Annotated in this window: 19 protein-coding genes; 15 read left to right on the top strand and 4 right to left on the bottom strand. The window is 74.6% G+C overall.

The genetic code is table 11. The annotated features are described in order from the left end of the window. Positions 1-30: 30 nt before the first annotated feature. A complete protein-coding gene (locus ABT345_RS13920) occupies positions 31-699 on the bottom strand; it encodes a response regulator (RefSeq protein WP_345077656.1) in 669 nt (222 codons plus the stop codon). Between the two features lie 89 nt (positions 700-788). On the opposite strand from ABT345_RS13920, the gene ABT345_RS13925 reads away from it, so the two are divergent. The 8 genes from ABT345_RS13925 to ABT345_RS13960 all read left to right on the top strand — a co-directional run bounded on the left by ABT345_RS13925 (position 789) and on the right by ABT345_RS13960 (position 7,720). Further along, a complete protein-coding gene (locus tag ABT345_RS13925) occupies positions 789-1,490 on the top strand; it encodes a histone deacetylase (protein ID WP_345077653.1) in 702 nt (233 codons plus the stop codon). Positions 1,491-1,551: 61 nt separating this feature from the next. Then, entirely contained in the window at positions 1,552-1,911 is a 360-nt protein-coding gene (locus ABT345_RS13930) for an ArsR/SmtB family transcription factor (RefSeq protein ID WP_345077650.1), read from the top strand. A gap of 21 nt (positions 1,912-1,932) precedes the next feature. Continuing rightward, the gene (locus ABT345_RS13935; RefSeq protein WP_345077647.1) at positions 1,933-2,166 is read left to right on the top strand and encodes a hypothetical protein; all 234 of its coding nucleotides are present in this window, start codon (positions 1,933-1,935) and stop codon (positions 2,164-2,166) included. A 160-nt stretch (positions 2,167-2,326) separates the two neighbouring features. Continuing rightward, a complete protein-coding gene (locus ABT345_RS13940; protein WP_345077644.1) occupies positions 2,327-3,268 on the top strand; it encodes an STM4015 family protein in 942 nt (313 codons plus the stop codon). Next, positions 3,265-4,458, top strand: a complete 1,194-nt coding sequence (locus ABT345_RS13945; protein WP_345077640.1) for an STM4014 family protein — start codon at positions 3,265-3,267, stop codon at positions 4,456-4,458. The genes ABT345_RS13940 and ABT345_RS13945 overlap by 4 nt, the downstream gene beginning before the upstream one ends. Positions 4,459-4,561: 103 nt before the next feature. Next, the gene (locus tag ABT345_RS13950; RefSeq protein WP_345078543.1) at positions 4,562-5,371 is read left to right on the top strand and encodes an STM4013/SEN3800 family hydrolase; all 810 of its coding nucleotides are present in this window, start codon (positions 4,562-4,564) and stop codon (positions 5,369-5,371) included. Beyond that, the gene (locus ABT345_RS13955) at positions 5,368-6,846 is read left to right on the top strand and encodes an STM4012 family radical SAM protein (protein ID WP_345077637.1); all 1,479 of its coding nucleotides are present in this window, start codon (positions 5,368-5,370) and stop codon (positions 6,844-6,846) included. The genes ABT345_RS13950 and ABT345_RS13955 overlap by 4 nt, the downstream gene beginning before the upstream one ends. A gap of 10 nt (positions 6,847-6,856) precedes the next feature. Beyond that, positions 6,857-7,720, top strand: a complete 864-nt coding sequence (locus ABT345_RS13960; RefSeq protein WP_345077634.1) for an STM4011 family radical SAM protein — start codon at positions 6,857-6,859, stop codon at positions 7,718-7,720. A 7-nt stretch (positions 7,721-7,727) separates the two neighbouring features. Here the strand turns inward: ABT345_RS13960 and ABT345_RS13965 are convergent, their stop codons facing one another. Both ABT345_RS13965 and ABT345_RS13970 read right to left on the bottom strand, forming a co-directional pair. After that, positions 7,728-9,062: an HNH endonuclease signature motif containing protein gene (locus tag ABT345_RS13965; protein ID WP_345077631.1), complete on the bottom strand. Its 1,335-nt coding sequence runs from the start codon at positions 9,060-9,062 to the stop codon at positions 7,728-7,730. A gap of 63 nt (positions 9,063-9,125) precedes the next feature. Then, complete coding sequence (locus ABT345_RS13970; RefSeq protein WP_345077628.1) at positions 9,126-10,205, bottom strand: methyltransferase domain-containing protein; 1,080 nt, start codon at positions 10,203-10,205, stop codon at positions 9,126-9,128. 181 nt (positions 10,206-10,386) lie between these two features. Between ABT345_RS13970 and ABT345_RS13975 the strand changes: the two genes are divergently transcribed. Continuing rightward, positions 10,387-11,142 (top strand): rRNA methyltransferase, encoded by a 756-nt coding sequence (locus tag ABT345_RS13975; RefSeq protein WP_345077625.1) that lies wholly within the window; start codon positions 10,387-10,389, stop codon positions 11,140-11,142. Between the two features lie 111 nt (positions 11,143-11,253). Then, positions 11,254-11,658: a hypothetical protein gene (locus tag ABT345_RS13980; RefSeq protein WP_345077622.1), complete on the top strand. Its 405-nt coding sequence runs from the start codon at positions 11,254-11,256 to the stop codon at positions 11,656-11,658. A 183-nt stretch (positions 11,659-11,841) separates the two neighbouring features. On the opposite strand, the gene ABT345_RS13985 is transcribed toward ABT345_RS13980, so the two are convergent. Beyond that, complete coding sequence (locus ABT345_RS13985; RefSeq protein WP_345077619.1) at positions 11,842-12,888, bottom strand: S66 family peptidase; 1,047 nt, start codon at positions 12,886-12,888, stop codon at positions 11,842-11,844. Positions 12,889-13,179: 291 nt separating this feature from the next. On the opposite strand from ABT345_RS13985, the gene ABT345_RS13990 reads away from it, so the two are divergent. From ABT345_RS13990 to ABT345_RS14010, 5 genes are all read left to right on the top strand, one after another. Further along, positions 13,180-13,377 (top strand): tautomerase family protein, encoded by a 198-nt coding sequence (locus tag ABT345_RS13990; RefSeq protein ID WP_345077616.1) that lies wholly within the window; start codon positions 13,180-13,182, stop codon positions 13,375-13,377. 211 nt (positions 13,378-13,588) lie between these two features. Next, positions 13,589-14,866: a multidrug effflux MFS transporter gene (locus ABT345_RS13995; protein ID WP_345077613.1), complete on the top strand. Its 1,278-nt coding sequence runs from the start codon at positions 13,589-13,591 to the stop codon at positions 14,864-14,866. A 140-nt stretch (positions 14,867-15,006) separates the two neighbouring features. Further along, positions 15,007-16,020: a LysR family transcriptional regulator gene (locus tag ABT345_RS14000; protein WP_345077608.1), complete on the top strand. Its 1,014-nt coding sequence runs from the start codon at positions 15,007-15,009 to the stop codon at positions 16,018-16,020. A 123-nt stretch (positions 16,021-16,143) separates the two neighbouring features. Continuing rightward, complete coding sequence (locus ABT345_RS14005) at positions 16,144-16,875, top strand: DUF7873 family protein (RefSeq protein ID WP_345077605.1); 732 nt, start codon at positions 16,144-16,146, stop codon at positions 16,873-16,875. A gap of 781 nt (positions 16,876-17,656) precedes the next feature. Beyond that, a complete protein-coding gene (locus ABT345_RS14010; RefSeq protein ID WP_345077602.1) occupies positions 17,657-18,670 on the top strand; it encodes a D-alanyl-D-alanine carboxypeptidase family protein in 1,014 nt (337 codons plus the stop codon). Positions 18,671-18,835 lie beyond the last annotated feature (165 nt).

Here is an 18,835-nt window from a genome sequence, read left to right on the forward strand (position 1 = left end):
GGGGGAGCCGGTTCGCGCCGGGGGCGCGCGTCAGCCCGGTGTGCGCCCCGTGGCGTAGCCGAGTTCCCAGGCGCGGACCGCGATGCCGACGCGGTTCTGCACTTGGAGTTTCCGCTGGATGCTGGCGACATGGGTCTTGACGGTGCCCGCGGAGATGAACAGTTCGCGGGCGATGTCGGCGTTGGTCCGGCCCTCGGCCACCTTGCCGGCGATCTCCGCCTCCCGTTCCGTCAGCAGCGGGTCGCGGCGCCGGGGGCGGCGGCCGGCCGCGGGGCCGGTGACGTGTTCCAGCAGCCGCACCGTGACCGAGGGGCTGATCAGGCTGTCGCCCGCCATCGCCGCCCGGACCGCCTCGATCAGCAGCGCCGGACCCGAGCGCTTGAGCAGGAACCCCGAGGCGCCGAAGCGCAGCGCGGGGTAGACGTACTCGTCGAGGTCGAAGGTGGTCACGACGACGACGCGGACGCGGGAGCCGGTGGCGGGGTCGGTGAGGCGACGGGTCACCTCCAGGCCGTCCAGCCCCGGCATCCGGATGTCGACCAGCGCGACATCGGGGGCGAGGGTGCGCGCCAGCGCCACGGCGTCCACGCCGTTCGCCGCCTCGCCGGCCACCTCCATGTCGGGCTGGCTCTCCACGATGCGGCGCATGGCCCGGCGGACCATTTCCTGGTCGTCGGCGATCAGTAGACGGATGGTCACGAGCGGATTGTGCCGTACGGCGGGGCGGCCGCGGGCGGGGACGGCGGCGGCCGGGTGCGCGCCCGCGCCGGTGCGGGGAGACTGGCCCCATGGACGCGGTGCGGGTTCCGGAGCCGGCGGCGGGCGCGGCGCGCGCCCCCGGGCGGGTCTGGTACGCCGCCTACGGGTCGAACGTGCAGCGGGAGCGGCTGGCCTGCTACGTCGAGGGCGGCCGGCCCGCCGGGGCGGCGCGCACGTATCCCGGGTGCCGGGACCGGCGGATGCCCGCGGAGTCGGCCGCGGTGGAGCTGGCCGGGGAGATGTACCTCGCGACCCGGTCGCCGGTGTGGGGCGGCGGCTGCGCCTTCTACGACCCGGGGGCCGGCGGCCGGGTCCTGGCGCGGGCGCATCTGCTGGCGGCCGGGCAGTTCGCGGACATCGCGGCGCAGGAGATGCTCCGGCCGCCCGGCGACGACCTCGACCTGACCGAGGTGCTCGCGCACGGCCGGGCGGTGCTGGGGGAGGGCCGGTACGAGACGCTGGTCTGCGCGGGGTGGCTGGACGGCGCGCCCGTGCTCACGTTCACGGCGCCCTGGCGGATGCGGGACGTGGCGTGGACGGTGCCGTCCGCCGCGTATGTGCGGTGCGTCGGCACGGGGCTGCTGGCGGCCGGGGCGTGGGACGCCGCGACGGTCGCGTCGTACGTCGCGGCGCGCCCGGGGGCGGCGGGCCACTGGAGCCCGCGGGCCGTCCGGGAGCTGATCGAGGGGGCCGGGGCCGCGGGCGTGGAGGGCCCGCGGCGGATCGTTTGACAGGTGCGCGAGGGGTGGGAAATTCTCGGTGCACCATTCAGCCGGATGTCAGAGGTGGGCCGTGACCAGCGAGGAGCTTCTGGCTGTGCTCGCCGCGGTGGGTCATGCGCAGCGGCTCCGCATCCTCACCGAACTGTCCGGAGGCCGGCTGTACGTGAGCGAGCTGGCGCGCCGTCTCGGCATCTCCCGGCCGCTGCTCTACATGCACCTGGAGCGCCTGGAGAAGGCCGGTCTGGTGACCGGGAATCTGGAGCTGTCCGACGACGGCAAGGCGCTCAAGTACTTCGAACTGGCCCCGTTCGACCTGCGGGTGAATATCGATACGATCCTCGCGGCCGTGCGGGCCGACGAGGCGGCGGACGACGCGGCGCCGTCGGAGCGGGCGGGTGGCAAGGCCCCCCGGCCGACCGACGGGGCCTGAAGACGTGGAGGGGAAACGCACATGACCGGGGCCGTCATCGCCATCGCCGTCGTCCTGATCGTCGTCGGCGGCATCACCGGGAGCGTGATCGCGTACTTCCGGCTGCAGCGCCACCGCGCCGACGCCCCGGCGATGGCCGAGTACCGCAGGCTCGCCGAGGAGTCGGTCGCCCAACAGGAGTCGCTACGGGGGCAGTTGGCCGAGCTGGAGGCGCGGATCAAGGGCGTGGAGACGCTGTTGCGCAGCGTCGACTGAGGACGCGATGACCGCACGCCGCCGGCCCGCCGCCCACCGGGTGGCGGGCCGGCGGCGTTCCCGCGGCCGAGGCGTTGTCAGTGGTGCTTGGTAGAACGGGCATCGAACACCGCGCGACCGTGATCCGGCGGTCGCCGTCTCGATGTCAGGGGTGGGAAACATGACGATCTCGCGGCACCTGGAGCGCTTCCACGGACTGCCCGTGCACGACTTCGGGGAGCCCGGCGAGGAGGGGGAGCTGCCGGGCGCGGCGGATGTGGCGTGGCGGCTCGCCGTCGAGGAGTGGGAATCGGAGGAGAGCTGGCCGGAGCTGTTCGCCCGCTTCGCCGCGGCGGTCGATCTGACCCGCGTACGGGCGCTGGTCATCGGCACCTGGGGCGAGTCGTACGAGAACAGCCCCGAGCCGGTCCGCGAGGCGCTGGTGAAGGAGCGGGAGCGGCTCGGCGGGCTGCGGGCGCTGTTCCTGGGCGACATCACCTTCGAGGAGTGCGAGATCTCCTGGATCGTCCAGGAGGATGTCACCCCGCTGCTCACGGCGTTCCCCGCCCTGGAGGAGTTCGGCGTCCGCGGCGGCACGTCCCTGGCGTTCCCCGCCCTCGCCCATCCGGCGCTGCGGCGGCTGACGATCGAGACCGGCGGGGTGGACGCCGCCGTGATCCGCGGTGTCGCGGCGAGCGACCTGCCCGCCCTGGAACACCTCGACCTCTGGCTCGGCTCGTCCTGGTACGAGGCCAACACCACCGTCGAGGACCTCGCACCGTTCCTGGACGGCGGCCGCTGGCCCCGGCTGACCCATCTGGCGCTGCACAACAGCGAGATCCAGGACGACATCGCCGCCGCCCTGGCCACCGCCCCGGTCGTCGCGCGGCTGCGCAGCCTGGACCTGTCGATGGGGACGCTGAGCGACACGGGCGCCGCGGCGCTGCTGGCGGGGCAGCCGCTCACCCACCTCACCCGGCTCGACCTGCACCACCACTACCTCACCGAGGAGATGCAGGAGCGGGTGCGCGCCGCCCTGGCGCCCGCCGGCGTCGAGGTGGACCTCAGCGAGCCGGAGACCGCCGACGAGGACGGGGACCGGTACGTGGCGGTCGCGGAGTGACCACGGCCGAGGCCGCGCCCGGGGCGTCCGGTCCGGTCGTCTCGGCGCCGGGGGCCGCGGCGGCCGCGTCCGGCCCCGCCGCCCCTGGTGGCCCCGGCCTCCGCTTCGCGGTCGTCGGAAACCCGGAGAACCGCCGCGTCACGCTCTTCGCCGCGGCCGTGCGGGCGGCCGGGCTGCCCGCGCCGCGCGTGGTGCCCTGGCGCACCGTCCTGAGGGACGGCGGCGCCCGCTTCGCCGCGCACGAGACCGTACGGATCGACTCACCCGGGGAGAACGCCGAGGTCGACGCCGTGCTGCGGGGCCCCGGCGATCCGGCCCGGGTGGCCGGCACCGCCCGCTGGTACGCCGGGCTGCTCGCCGCCGTCCGGTCGCTCTCCGGCGGCCGGCGCCTCGACGACCCCGAGGAGCTGGCGGTCCTCTTCGACAAGCGGCGCTGCCACGGCGTCCTGGACGGCGCGGGCGTACGGGTCCCGGCGTCGCCGACCTCGGGCGTCACCGACCGGGCGCGGAGCTGGGCACAGGTGCGCGCGCTGATGCGGGAGCACGGGCTGCCGCGGGTCTTCGTCAAGCCCGCGCACGGCTCGTCGGCCTCCGGCGTCCTGGCCCTGGAGACCGCCGGGCCCGGCCGCATCCGCGCCACCACCTCGGTCGCCCGGGCCGCGGACGGCACCCTCGTCAACTCCCTCCGGGTGCGCACCTGCACCGACGAACGCGAGATCGCCGCGATCGTCGACGCCCTCGCCCCCGACGGCCTGCACCTCGAACGCTGGCTGCCCAAGGCGTCCCTGGGCGGCCGCATCGCCGATCTGCGGGTCGTGGTGACCGGCGGCCGGGCCACCCATGCGGTGGTGCGCACCGGCCGGGTGCCGATGACCAACCTCCATCTCGGCGGCGCCCGGGGCGTGCTGGCCGATGCGGTGGCGGCGGCCGGTCCGCGCCGCTGGGCCGAGGCCCTGGAGCTGTGCGAACGCGCCGCCGCCTGCTTCCCCCGCACCCACTGCGTCGGCGTCGACCTGCTGCCCGGCCCCGGCTGGCGCCGCTTCGCGGTCGGCGAGGTCAACGCCTTCGGCGACCTCCTGCCGCGCCTGACCGGCCTGCCCGGCAGCGGCGCCGAGGGCCTGGACACCTACGCGGCGCAGATCGCCGCCGTGGCGAAGAGAACGGACGAGAACCACCATGCGGCTGCCTGAGCCCGACCGAGACGCCGAGCCGGCGGGAGCGCCCGGGGCGGCCGGTGCGCCGGGAACGCCCGGGGCCCCGCCCGCCGTCCCGGACCCCGGCATGAACCCCGACATGAACGCCGTCGTCGGCCGCGACGACCTCCTCCTCGTCACGCTCGACACGCTGCGGTACGACGTCGCCGCCGAGCTGGCCGCCGCGGGCCGCATCCCGCATCTGGCGCGCCATCTGCCGGGCGGCGTCTGGGAGCGGCGGCATGCGCCGGGCAGCTTCACCTACGCCTCCCACCAGGCGATGTTCGCCGGTTTCCTGCCCACCCCGGCGGCGCCCGGCCCGCACCCCCGGCTCTTCGCGGCGCGCTTCGCGGGCAGTGAGACCACCGCCGGGCGCACCTGGGTGTTCGACACCCCCGATCTGGTCGGCGGGCTCGCCGCCGCCGGGTACCGCACGGTCTGCATCGGCGGCGTCGGCTTCTTCAACAAGCAGGCGGCGCTCGGCTCCGTGCTGCCGTCGCTGTTCCAGGAGAGCCACTGGGAGCCGGAGTTCTCGGTGGCCGCACCGGACTCCTTCGCGGCGCAGGTCACCCGCGCCGAGGAGGTCGTGGCCGCCCTGGACCCGGCGCGGCGCCTCTTCCTCTTCGTCAACGTCTCGGCGCTCCACCAGCCCAACTGGTTCCACCTGCCCGGCGCCACCCGCGAGGCGGGCGACACCCGCGCCAGCCACGCCGCGGCGCTGGAGTACGTCGACCGCCACATCGGCCGCCTCTTCGCCGCCATGAGCAGCCGCCGCCGCTGCTTCGCCGTCGTCTGCTCCGACCACGGCACCACCTACGGTGACGACGGCTACACCGGCCACCGCCTCGGCCACGAGGCCGTCTGGACCGTCCCGTACGCCCACTTCTTCCTCGACGAGGCCGCACGATGACCCCCGCACCCCTGCCCTCCGCCCCGCAGCCCACCGCCCAGGCCCCGGCCCTGACCCCGGCCGCGCCGGAATCCGGCACCCCGGCTCCGATACCACCCGCGGACCGGCCCGCCGCAGCGCCCTCCGCGACGCCGGCGGACCGGACCGCCACCCCGCGCCCGTACACCCAGTACGTCTACGCCTACCCGCACAAGACCGCGTACCGGCCCCTGGCGCCCCGGCCCGCGCTGCGCGACCTGTGGGCGGGCGAGCCCAAGGATGCCCTGTCGCTCTACCTCCACATCCCGTTCTGCGAGGTCCGCTGCGGCTTCTGCAACCTCTTCACCCGCATCGGCGCCCCCGGCGACCTCACCACCCGCTATCTCGACGCGCTCGACCGCCAGGCCACCGCCGCCCGGGAGGCGCTCGGCGACGGCGGGCCGGTGCGGTTCGCCGCGGCGGCGTTCGGCGGCGGCACCCCCACCTACCTCGACGCCGGCGAGCTGAGCCGGCTCTGCGACATCGCCGAGCGGCGGATGGGCGCCGACCTGCGCGCCGTCCCCCTCTCCGTCGAGACGTCCCCGGGCACCGCGACCGCCGACCGGCTGGCCGTCCTCGCCGAGCGCGGCGCCACCCGCGTGAGCATCGGCGTGCAGAGCTTCGTCGACGCCGAGGCCCGCTCCGCCGTCCGTCCGCAGCGCCGCGCCGACGTCGAGGCCGCCCTCGGCCGCATCCGCGACGCCCGGATACCGGTCCTCAACATCGACCTCATCTACGGCATCGACGGCCAGACCCCGGCCACCTGGCGCACCTCCCTGGACGCCGCCCTCGCCTGGCGGCCCGAGGAGCTGTACCTCTACCCGCTGTACGTCCGCCCCCTCACGGCCCTGGGCGCACCGGGCCGCGACCCGGACACCACCGGCGACGCCGCCTGGGACGCCCAGCGCCTCGCCCTCTACCGGCAGGGCCGCGACCACCTCCTGGCGCACGGCTACGAGCAGGTGTCGATGCGGATGTTCCGCCGCCCGGGCGCCCTGGCACAGGGCCCCGACGACCACGCCTGCCAGACCGACGGCATGATCGGCCTGGGCTGCGGCGCCCGGTCGTACACCTCCCGGCTGCACTACTCCTTCGACTACGCCGTCGGCATGCGCGAGGTCCGCTCCCTCATCGACGCGTACACCGCCACCGAGGACTTCACCCGCGCCGAGGTCGGCCGGTACGTCGAGGGCGACGAGGCCCGCCGCCGGCACCTCCTCCAGTCGGTGCTCCAGGCCGCCGGCATGCCGCTCGACGGCTACCGCGCCCGCTTCGGCAGCCACCCGGCCGACGACTTCCCCGCCGAACTGGCCGCGTTCACCGCCCGCGGCTGGCTGACCGAGCACGACGGCCTGCTGCGGCTGACGCCCGAGGGCCTGGCCCACTCCGATGCGCTGGGCCCGGAGCTGTTCTCGCCCGCGGTGCGCGCCGCGATGGCCGCCTACGAGCCGAAGTGAGCCGCCCCCGATGGACCTGACCCTCCTCTACCGCGGTCCGCTCGCCTCCTGCGACTACGACTGTCCGTACTGCCCGTTCGCCAAGCGCCGCGACAGCCGCGAGCAACTGCGCGCCGACCGCGCCGCGCTGGAGCGCTTCACCGGCTGGGCGGCGGCGCAGCAGCCGACCGGCGACCGGCTGTCGGTCCTCTTCACCCCCTGGGGCGAGGGCCTGGTGCGCTCCTGGTACCGGCGGGCGCTGACCGAGCTGTCCCATCTGCCGCACCTGCGCCGCGTCGCCATCCAGACCAACCTCAGCTGCCGCACCGACTGGCTGGCCGGCGCCGACCTCGACACCCTCGCCCTGTGGTGCACCTTCCACCCGGGCCAGACCCCGTACGACCGCTTCCTCGGCAAGACCCGCGAACTGGCCGCGCTCGGCGCCCGCTTCAGCGTCGGCGTCGTCGGCCTCCCCGAGCACCACGCCCTCGCCGCCCGCCTCCGCCGCGAGCTGCCCGCCGAGGTCTACCTCTGGATCAACGCCGCCGAGGGCCACACCTACACCGACGCGGAGGCCGCCGCCTGGACCGCGCTCGACCCCCTCTTCCCCTACAGCCGCCATCCGCACCGCAGCGCCGGCCTGCCCTGCCGCACCGGCGAGTCCGTCCTCTCCGTGGACGGCGACGGCACCGTCCGCCGCTGCCACTTCGTCCCCACCGAGCTGGGCAATCTCTACGACGACACCTTCCGCCCCGCCCTGCGACCCCGTCCCTGCCCGCTGACCAGCTGCGACTGCCATATCGGCTATGTCCACCTGGAGACGCTGCCGCTGTACGACGTCTTCGCCGGCGGGGTGCTGGAGCGGATTCCGGCGGGATACGGGATCGCGGGCTGAGCGCCGGTCAGCCGTCCGTGCCGCGCAGCAGCCGGGCATGGCGGCTGCGGGCCACGTCGAGGAGGACGGCACGGAGCTGCTCGCCGGTGCGGCCCCGCGTCTTGACCGCATGGCAGTTGGGACAGAGCGCGACCATGTGGTCCGGGAGATCGGGCCCGCCCGCGGCGAGATCGAGGACGTGATCGACTTCGAGTATCGGCTCGCCGGCGACCGTGACGTCATCGGGCGCGCCCGTGCACCGCGGGTTCTCGCACCGGCGGCCGCTGCGCAGCAGCACGGCCCGCCGGGCCTCCGCCGACCGCACCGGCGCCGCCGAACGGGGCGCCCGGCGGCCGCGGTTCACCGACTGCTGCCGCTCGGCTATCCGGGAGAGCCGGTCGTACTCGGCGGCCAGCATGGCGCCGTGCAGGTCGGGGGCGAGGGGATCGGAGGCGAGCGGGTCGGGGGCGAGCGGGTCGGCACCGCTCCGCCTGTCTGCGCCGAAGTCGCCTTCCCCTGATGCGCCTTCCCTCGACGTGAGTTCCCCCGATGCGAGTTCCCCCGAGGCGAGTCCCCTCGACGTGGGTTCTCCCGACGCGAGCTCCCCCAATCCGACGTCATCCAGCAGCGCCCCCGCCTCCAGATCCACGAAGTACGTGGTCAGCAGGGTTTCGACGACGGCGCTACGGGCCCGGGCCGACCGGCCGAGGAGGGCGTGCGCCTCGGCGTCGAGGCCGCCGGCGGGCTGCTGCCGCCGGAACCAGTTGCGCAGCGCGGTGTCGCCGTGCGCGCGGGGGACCGGCTCCGTGTGGCCGGTCAGCTCCCACAGCCCGGCGCGGTGCAGGGCGGCGAGCGGGTAGTCGGGGCGCGGGCGTTCGCCGGGCAGGCCGTGGCGGAGCAGCAGGGCGCCGAGGGTGTGCTCCGTCTCGTCCCAGGGCAGGATCCGCGGCTTGCCGAGCCCGGCCCGTCCGACGGCCCACAGCAGCACGATCGGCTGATGGAGCGCAGGGCGCCCGGCGGCGCGGCTCACCCGCAAGGTGCCGGTGCGGTCGAGGAGTTGGCTCAGCGCTCCGTCGGTCGCGGCGATGTCGTCGATCACCTTGAAGCCGAGGCCGCGCAGCAGCCCGACGCAGTGCGCGGCGCCACCGGAGAAGTCCCGTGGCCGCAGCGGGGCGCGGCCGTCGAGATGGCCGTGGGCGGCGCCGGCTATCGCCTTGGAGTCGTACCGCCGGCCGTCGTGGACGAGGACGTACCGCAGGGCGCGCCGGAATCCGTACCTGCGCAGGAACGCGTCCTGACCGAGGCGGTCGTACTCCTCGATCGCCCGGAGCACCGCCGTGGGAGTGAGGTCTGCCAACGCCATGCCGAAACAGTAGGTGAGGGCACTGACAACAGCCGGTGACCAGCGGCGATGCCGCCGCGGGCGTCACGCGCCGAGCGTCACCACGGCCGGACGGCTGCCGAACAGGCTCACCGGCCGGCTGTCGTGCACCCGCAGCCCGGCCGCGCGGGCGAGGGCGAGGTGGGTGTCCGGGTCGTGCAGGAGCAGGACGGCGCGGCCCGTGCCCGGCTTCAGGACGCGGCGGACCTCCTCGTAGTACGCGGCGGGCCGGTCGGCGAGGGTGCCGCCCGGGGCGACCTGGAGCCCCCACGGCGGGTTGCTCAGGACGCGGTCGGCCTGCCCGTCGGCGACCGGCAGCCGGCCGGCGTCGGCGACCGCCCAGGCCCGGCCGGCGGCGCCGGACGGCTGGGCGGCGGAGGCGTTGGCCACGGCGGCGGCGAGCGTCGCGGGATTGTGGTCGGTGCCGAGGGTGCGCAGGCCGTCGACGGTCAGCCGGGACTCGATGAGCAGGGTGCCGGTGCCGCAGGACGGGTCGAGCACCCGGTCGCCGGGGGAGAGGCCGGCGAGCAGTGCCATCGCGGCGGCGAGCGGCGGGTGCAGCGTGCCGGGCACCGACTCCTGCTTGTACGCGCGGCGGTGCAGCGGGCGCTCGGTGAGCCGCACCGCGAGCGCCGCCTCGGTGCCCTCGACGGTGACGCGGATCGGGAACGGCCGCCCGCCCTCGGGCACCGCGCCGTCGCGCCGCGAGTGGTGCACCAGCCCGAGAACGGCCGCGGCCTGCTCCCCGACGGCGTCCTCGATGTCGTAGCGGTTGTAGTTCCGCTTGCCGACGTACGAGGCGACGACGTCGATCCGGTCCGCGGCGGCGGGCCCGCCGCACCGGCCGCGCAGCCGCAGCAGGCGCCGCCACGGTGCGGTGCGGGACGGCTGGGTGAAGCGTGCGAGGTCGGCCTTGGTGTGGCCGACGCCGTGGATCACCGCGGCCACCAGGAAGACGTCGTCGGCGGTGCGCAGGTCCAGCAGCCGGGCGTCCGGCTCCTCGGTGGTGAACCACACCTCGCGGTGGCGCAGCCGCTCCACGGTGCCGAGCCCGCGGGCGGTGATCTCCTGCGCGCAGACCTCTTCGATGCCCCGCAGGGTCCGTGCCAGCAGCCGCACGCCCACGCGCGAGCCCTCCGCCCTCTGTGTCCTGTCCTGCCCCGAAACTCCCCGGGAGTCTACGGCAGCACCGGGCCGCCCCTGGGTCGCCGTACGGCCGGCCCCGGGCCCGTGACGAGGGCGGATATCGTGACCGGACGGTGCGCCGAGGGCGGACCGCGGGCCCGGAAGGCGGAGGAGACGACCGGTGGCTTACCGCTACGCGACGGAGCGCGTCGACCACTCCGACCTCGCCAGCGGCTTCGTGCTGCGCTCCGCGCCCGGCTTCACGGCGTTCCCGGTGCGGCTGGCCTCGGAGACGTTCCAGCGCGCGCTGGCGCTGCGCGGCGGCGACGAACCGGCCGTCCTGTGGGACCCGTGCTGCGGCAAGGGGTACCTCTCGACGGTGCTGGGGCTGGTGCACCGCGACCGGATCGCGGCCGTGGTGGCGTCCGACATCGACGACGCCTCCCTGGAGATCGCCCGCGCCAACCTCGCCCTGCTGACCGCGCAGGGCCTCGCCGCCCGCGCCGCCGAACAGGCAGAGAAGGCCGCCCGCTTCGGCAAGCCCGGCTACACCGAGGCCGCGGCCGCCGCCGAACGCCTCGCGGACCGCCTCGCCGCGGACGGCGGCGACCTCCCGCACACCGTGTCCCGTGCCGACGCCTTCGACCCGTCCGCCCTGGAACGCGCCGCCGCCGGGTTCGCCCCCGATGTCGTCGTCACCGACGTCCCCTACGGCGAACGCGTCCAGTGGCGGGGCGCGAGCGGCACCGGCCTGCCCGGCCTGCTGACGAGCCTGGCCCGGGTGCTGCCGGAACGCGGCGTCATCGCGATCGGCGTCCGGGGCCGGAAGTTCCCGCCGGTGCCCGGCGTACCGGCCCGGAAGTTCCGGGTGGGGACGCGGTCGATGGGGCTGTTCCGGGTGGCGGATGTGCGGGCGGCGGCCGGCCCGGACGCCTGAGCCGTTCGGGACGCCTGAGCCGTTCGGTACGACTGAACCGTTCAGGACGCTTGAGCCGTTCCGATGCCCGTTCCCGTTCCGGAGCGGGATCGGGCCGCATACCCTCGGCCCGTGCCCCGTCACCCGAAGAAGCCCCGTCGTCTGGTCGCCGAGGGGCGCACCTACCTGTGGGTCCTGCGCCACCGCCACCGCGTGACGGACACCGGCCGGTCCGCGGACTGCCGCCAGATTCTCACGCTGCACCCGCAGCCCGCGGGCACCGGCGGCCCGCTGCACCTCGTCTTCGCCGAGGGGCCGGGCCGGTACGTCCCGGGCGGGTTCCCCCTGGGTTCCGGAGACGTCGGGTACGTCCAGGGGCCCTCCCTGAACCTGCATGAACCGGGCGCGGTCCGGGCGTTGCTCGATGCCGCCTCGGCCCATGGGTGGCGGCCGGGCGAGCCGCGGGCCGCGGAGATCGACGGCTGGTCCTTGCTGGCGGCGGCGGCCGCCCGGCGCTCCTCGCCTTCGGGTTCCTGACTCTTCCGGGCGGCCGGATCAGTCCGGTTTCCTGACCGTTCCGGGTGCCTGGAACGGCCCGGATTCCCGACCGTTCCGGGCGCCTGGAACGGCCCGGGTCCCTGACCGTTCCGGGCGTCCGCCCGCACGGCCGGGATCCCGTCGCCCCGCCTTCCCCTCCCGGTGCTCCGGCGGCCCGGGCTCTCATTCCAGCGTCTGGGTCAGCGCGCTGCGTTCCGCGGTGTGGACGACGCGGGCGCGCGCTCCGTTGACGAGGGGGAGGAACGGCGGGACGTGGCCGCACTCGACGTCGGCGAGGAGCGGCACGCCCAGCGGGCCGAGCGCGTCCAGAACGGCCTCGTGCTGGCTGAGGGAGGGCGCGTCGGGCGCCGCGGTACGGCCGATGAGCACCGCGGCGGCGTGGTCGAAGAAGCCCGCGAGCCGCATGCCGTGCAGGGCGCGGCAGATGGTGAAGGCATCGTCGCCGGACGCCTCGACGTAGACCAGCAGTCCCTCCGGGGCCACGCGCCGGGCGAACGGAGCGGTGTCCAGGTAGGGCGTGCCGGTGAGGTGGCACAGCGTCTCGATGCAGCCGCCGATCAGCCGCCCGGCGACCGTGACGTCCCCGGTGCCGTCCAGCCGGGTCCAGCGCCCGGTGGCGTCCAGGGTGCAGGTGCGGACCCCGGGGTCGGCCGCGTAGTCGTCCCACCCGGTGGAGCGGTGGCGCCCCGGGGGCACCTGCGTGAACCGGTGGCCCCGGGGCGCGGCGACGACATCGAGCCACGACAGCAGGCCGTCCGGCACCGCGTACGGGGTGTCCATCAGGTTGTTGCCGTGCAGTGTCGCGACGCCGGTGAGCAGGGTCAGCGGGGTGAGGAGCGTCGACAGGTCGGAGAAGCCGACGAGCCAGGTCGGCTCGGCCGCCCGCAGCCGCTCCCAGTCCAGCCGCGGCAGCAGATCGATCGCCGTCTCCCCGCCCCACGGCGGCACCACCGCCCGGATCCCCGGATCGCACAGCATCGCCGTCAGCTCGGCGGCGCGTTCGGCCGCCGGGGCGCTGACGTGGCCGGCGCCGTCCATGCAGGCGCCGACGACGACCTCGTAACCGCGGGCCCGTACGTCGTCGAGCGCCACGTCCAGCCGGGCGCGCAGCCGGGCCGGTACGCCGCTCGACGGGGCGGTGACGCCGATGCGGTCACCGGGGCGGAGCGGGGCCGGGTAGCGGAGCGGCGGCGAAGGCGGGGTCGGCATGGGGCGGATCGTGGCATGCAAGACGCCGCGCCGTACACGGAATTCCCGGCGGCACGCACCGGCCGAGCCGCTTCCCGGGCGGTCTGCGGAAGCCGCTGACCTCGACTCATCACGATCGCTGATCGCTGCCGGTGCGGATTGCGCCTTGGCCGGCACCCGGCCCGGTGCTGGACTGGAACGGACGGCGGAAGCACCGGCAGGACCCGGTCCGTCGGGACCCGTTCCTGCGTGCGTCCCCGCCTCCCCCCCCGTGATCCCTCATCCATCCGACTCGTTCGAGCAGGAGACCTCATGCCTCTCATCCAGGTGCAGCAGACCCCCGGGAAGACCGCCGAGCAGAAGGCCGAACTGGTCCGCGCGCTGACCGACGCGTACGTGTCCGCCACCGGCGGCAAGCGCGAGAGCGTCTGGGTAACGGTGCAGGAGATCGGCGCCGACAGCTGGTCCATCGCCGGGGAGACGCTGGCGGCGCGGGCGGCCGCCCGCTGACGGCGGCGCGGGCGGGCCCCGTCCGGCCCCCGGAGCCCGGCGGGCCTCGGGCGGCACAGGGGAACGCCCGAACCCGCCCGCCGGGCCAGGCCTCCCCTGGGGCGCACCGGCCACCGGTCCACCCCAGGGACGCCCCGCCTGCCCGACCACCCATTGGGGGCGCGCCCACACCGCACCGCCCCAGGAACGCCCCCTCACCCCGGAAGGCCCCATGTCCCCCGCCGCCCGCACGGCACCCGGCACCGCCCCCGCCGTCCGACCGCGCCCCGCACCGGGCCCGGCGCCCCACCGCACCTCCCGCGCCCTCCTCCTCGCCGTCCTCTGCGCGTTGAACGCCGGTGGCCTGTTCGCCTCCGACATCAACCTGCCGGGCGTCCCGGCCACCGCGGCCGCGTTCCACACGCCGGTCGCGTCCGTGCAGTGGACGTTCAGCGCGTTCATGATCGGCATCGCCGTCTCGCAGGCGGTGTACGGGCCGATCTCCGATGCGTACGGGCGCAAGCCGGTCATCGTCTTCGGGCTCGGCGTGTTCGCCGTCGCCTCCGTGGGATGCGCGGTGGCGCCCACCGTCGAGGTGTTCGGCGCGGGACGGCTGCTCCAGGCGCTGGGCGCGGGCGCCGGGATGGTGCTCGGCCGGGCGGTGATCAGCGATCTGTACGAGGCGACGGACGCGGCCCGGATGTTCGCGACGGTGATGCCGGTCGTGGGCGTCTCACCGTCCGTCGCCCCGCTGATCGGTGGCTACCTGACCACGTACGTTTCGTGGCGCGCGCCGTTCGCGGTGACCGCGGTGCTCGGGCTCGTCACGCTCGTGGTGATGGTCACCGCGATCCCCGAGAGCCTGCCGCCGGAGCGGCGCAGCCGCCACCTCGGCGCCACGCTGCGCGGCTACCCGAGGCTGCTGATCCGGCCGCGGTTTTGGGCATACACCCTCAACCTCGCCGTGGCGTACGGCGGTTACTTCGGCTACCTCGCCGCCTCCCCGCTGGTCTTCGCCCGGCTGGGCCTGGCCACCGAGACCACCAGCTACTGCTACCTGACCGTCTCGCTCGCGTACGTCGCCGGGAACCTCACCTCGCGTGCCCTGGTCCGCCGGCGCCCGGTGGACCGGCTGCTGTGGTGCGGGCACGCCTTCTTCTGCGGCGGCGCGCTGCTGATGCTGGGCCTCGGGCTGAGCGGAGCGGGCGCGCCCTGGGGGCTGCTGGTGCTGGTGTTCATGCCGGTGATGACGTTCGGCAACGGGTTCCTGCTGCCGCTGTCGATGAGCGCGGGCGTGACCTCGTTCCGCGAGACGGCCGGATCGGCGTCCGGGCTGATGGGCGCGGTCCAACTGCTCGGCGCGTCCCTGGGCATCTACGTCACCAGCAGGATCCCCGCGGGCGATCTCGCCGCCCTGGGCTGGTTCGTGACCGGTGCGGCGACCGCGGGCGCCCTCGCCTTCGCGGTCCTCCTGAGGGCGGCGAACCGGGGCGGGCCCGCCGCCCGCTGACCGGCCCGTCGGGAGGCGCCCGGTCCCGCTGTGCGACGCTCTTGCGGGCCGCGTCCGTCCAGGAGACGCGGATACGGGACCGGGGCACGGGCCCGGGCGCAGTCACCGCCCACGGCCGCCCGGCGGAGGGGCGGGACGGCGTGGAGCTGCGGCAGATCCAGTACTTCGTCGCGGTCGCCGAGGAACTGCACTTCGGGCGGGCGGCCGCCCGGCTGCACATCGGCCAGCCCGCGGTCAGCCAGCAGATACGACGGCTGGAACGGGAGCTGGGCCTGGCACTCTTCGACCGCTCGCGGCGCACCGTGACGCTCACCCCCGCCGGCCGGGAGCTGCTGCCCGAGGCGCACCACATCCTGGCCGCCCGGGACGCGTTCACCGCCGGTGCGCGCCGGCTGGCCGCCCAGGAGGAGGCCGTCCTCCACGTCGGGATCGGTACGGGCCTGGGACGGCGCCTCGACGACTTCCTGGACGCGCTGCCCGGCCAGGGCGCCGGGACCCGCTTCGTGTTCCGCACCCTGGAGGCACCGCGCCGCCTGGCGGAGGTCCGCGCGGGCCGACTGGACGCGGCGTTCATACGGGCGGCACGCCCTGGAACGGCCCCCAGCCCTGGAACAAGCCCTGCCCATGGAACGGACTCCGCCCCCGGGCCCCTTCCCGGCCACGGAACCCACCCCGACCTGCGCTTTCTCCCCCTCTGGGACGACCCGTTGCGGGTCGCCCTCCCCACCGCGCACCCTCTTGCCGTCCGCGACCCGCTCCGGCTCTCCGACCTCGCCGCGCTTCCCCTGCGCATCGCACCGCGTGAGACGAACCCGGTGCTCTTCGACGCCGTCCACACCGCCTGCCGCGCCGCCGGATTCACGCCCGTCATGGGCCCGCCGTCGGTCCGCCTCCAGGACACGCTGGCCGACATCGGGGCGGGCGAGCCGGGCTGGACCCCGCTGTACCCGACGGCGGCGGACGCCGTGGCCTCCCGCCGCGTCACCCTGCGCCCGCTGGACGGCGACCCGCTCATCCTGCGCGTGTACCTCGCGGTCCGCGCCGCCACCGCCCCGGAACGCCTCACCGCCCTGACCACCGCGAGCGCCCGCCTGCGGACGCAACCCAGGGGGAGCGGCGCCGACCCCGACAGCCCCGGAAGCCCGCCCCCGTAAGCACAGAGGTGAAGCGCAGAGTTGAAGCACAGAGGTAAGGCGCAGGTAAGGAACCGAGACCCCCGTAGCTCCCGCTCGAAAAATCATTCGGCAGTCGCGCCGCGGCGTGGTTCTGTGGGGGACGTGGCGAAACTCAATCAGATCATCGCGGTCGAGAAGGGCGTCAAGTCCAAGTCCCAGCAGGACCTGACGGCGGCCCAGCACGGCCTCCAGAAGCCGGCGTTGCTGTCCGGCATCGCGCGGACGTACCAGCCCAAGGACGAGGAGGGCGAGCAGCTGCCGCCCGAGTCCACCCGGGTGCAGGTCAAGGCCGAGGACGTCCTGCGGGCGACGGCCACCACCCTGACCAGGCTGTTCGATGTGACCGCCACCAAGGACTGGGCCAACTGCACCGCCCGCGCCGATGTGACGGTCGACGGCCGCGCGATCCTCTCCCAGGTGCCGGTGTCGTACCTGCTCTTCCTGGAGAAACAGCTCGGCGACCTCGCCGCCTTCATTCGCAAGCTGCCGGTGCTCGACGCGTCGGAGTCCTGGGTGCAGGATCCGTCCACCGACGCCTGGAAGACCGAGCCGGTCCGCACCGTCCGTACGAAGAAGGTGCCCCGCAACCACGTCAAGGCCGAGGCGACGGAGAAGCACCCGGCGCAGGTCGACGTGTACTACGAGGACATACCCGTCGGGTACTGGACGACCGTGAAGTTCTCCGGCGCGCTCCCCGCCCGCCGGGTCAACGAACTCCTCGACCGCGTCGAGAAGTTGCAGACCGCCGTGAAGTTCGCCCGCGAGGAGGCGAACGGCGCGGAGGTGACCGACCAGAGGGTGGGTGACGCCGTCTTCGGCTACCTCTTCGGGTAGCCCCAACAACTCCCCGGGCGCCTCAGCGCGCCCGGGGTGCGCGAGGAGCGCAAGCTGAAACTGAGGCTTGTCGTGACGAACGCGGTGGTCAGTGGAGGTTCGAGCCCTCCCCGCGGCTCTTCGGGCCGCGGTGGCCCAATCGGCAGAGGCACACCGCGATCAATCTCAGACTCTTGCTCCAGATTCAGTATGCGCCGCCGTTCGCCGGAACGACCGGGCCGGGCCCGCGTCGTCGGATGCCGGTTCAAGTCCGGCCCGTGTAGCCACTTTTCCGATACACGGTAGTTCAAAGGCAGAACACGACGACCTCAGCATGACCCGCGCTCTTCACCGCGCCGGCGGCCGCACATGGCGGCACCACTGGGCCCGGGGGCAGGCTACGCCCCCGGGCCCGCTGCCGTTCCCGGGCCGGAATGACCCTCACGGAATGTGATCGAACGAGGTCGGATGCGCTCGCGTCAAACGGGCGGAAGCGGGCCCACGGCTCGGCGTGGCGGGCGCAACGGTCGCCAAAACGGGCAGGTCATCTACGAGTTACCGGTCGGCCGGTACGTAAATGACGTGGCGCGACCCTGATGTCCAGAAGTGGGCGGCCGTTCACTCCACGCGAGCAACCCCACATGTCCCGCCCGTCGCGCACACAACTTCTCCATCTCGCCTCAGCTCGTTACCGGGCTATGACATACCGGGCTTGACGGTCGGTGTCCACACACAAGTAGGTTCGATATAAACCAAGTTGCCTCACCTACCGGCGTTCCCGCGCCGGGAGAAAGGGATACCCATGGGTTCCCACGCCCGCCCGAACCGGATACACCGCACCGGGGTCCGGATCGCGATGGTCGCGATGGTCGGCGCCGCCCTGCCGATCACCGCAAGTGGCCTTGCGCAGGCCGCCACCCCCGGTGCCACGCACTCCGCTGACGACAACCAGGACGCGCACCGTCAGCAGGCCGCCGACCAGGCCGTTCAGCAGCGCGCCGCCGACGCCGCCCAGGACCCGAAGTCCCAGGACGCGCCCCAGGTCAAGGCCGACCACGCCTTCCTCCTCGACGCCCGCGACGGCAGCCAGGAGCGCGAGATGTGGGCCGGCGCCAAGGCCGACGAGAGCGTCTCGATGGCCAGCACCACCAAGATCATGACGGCGCTCGTGGTGCTCAAGCACCCCGAGTGGCTGGAGCACGGCATCCAGGTCAAGCAGGAGTACCGGGACTACGTCCAGAAGGTCGGCGCCAGCACCGCCGACCTCCAGACCGGTGACACGCTCACCGTCCGCCAGCTGCTGCACGCCATGCTGATCCCGTCCGGCGCGGACGCCGCGCGGGCCCTCGCCGACCACTACGGCCAGGGCGCCACCACGGACGAGCGGGTCGCCGACTTCGTCCGCCAGATGAACGACGAGGCGCAGCAGCTCGGCCTGAAGGGCACGCACTTCGACAGCTACGACGGCATCTCGAACGGCGACAACCGCAGCACCGCCCGCGATCTGGCCAAGCTCGGCCAGCGCGCGATGCTGCAGCCCGTGTTCGCCGAGGTCGTCAAGAACAAGCAGTTCAAGACCGAGGCCCCCGCGGCCAACGGCCACACCCGCTACTACACCTGGAACAACACCAACCAGCTGCTGAGCAGCTACGACGGCGCCCTCGGCATCAAGACCGGCAGCGGTCCCGAGAGCGGCTACGCCCTCGTCTTCGCCGCCGAGCGCGACAACCGCACCCTCGTCGGCGCGATCCTCAAGGACGACCAGGGCCGCTTCGACGACGCGACCAAGATCCTCGACTGGGGCTTCGCCCACTGACCCACCCGAGCGGCGGCGCCCACCGAAGCGCGCGCACCCGGACCCCTGCCTCGTCCCCGCCCCCACGGCGGATGGGTGGGGGTCCCGGCGTGCGGGCGGCGGCCGGTCCTACCGGCCCGGGATGTCTGGCTGCCGCCGCCTGGGGCGCTGTCGCCTCCGGCGGGG

The sequence above is a fragment of the Streptomyces sp. NPDC000404 genome (genome assembly GCF_040300365.1).
Taxonomy (GTDB): domain Bacteria; phylum Actinomycetota; class Actinomycetes; order Streptomycetales; family Streptomycetaceae; genus Streptomyces; species Streptomyces ramulosus.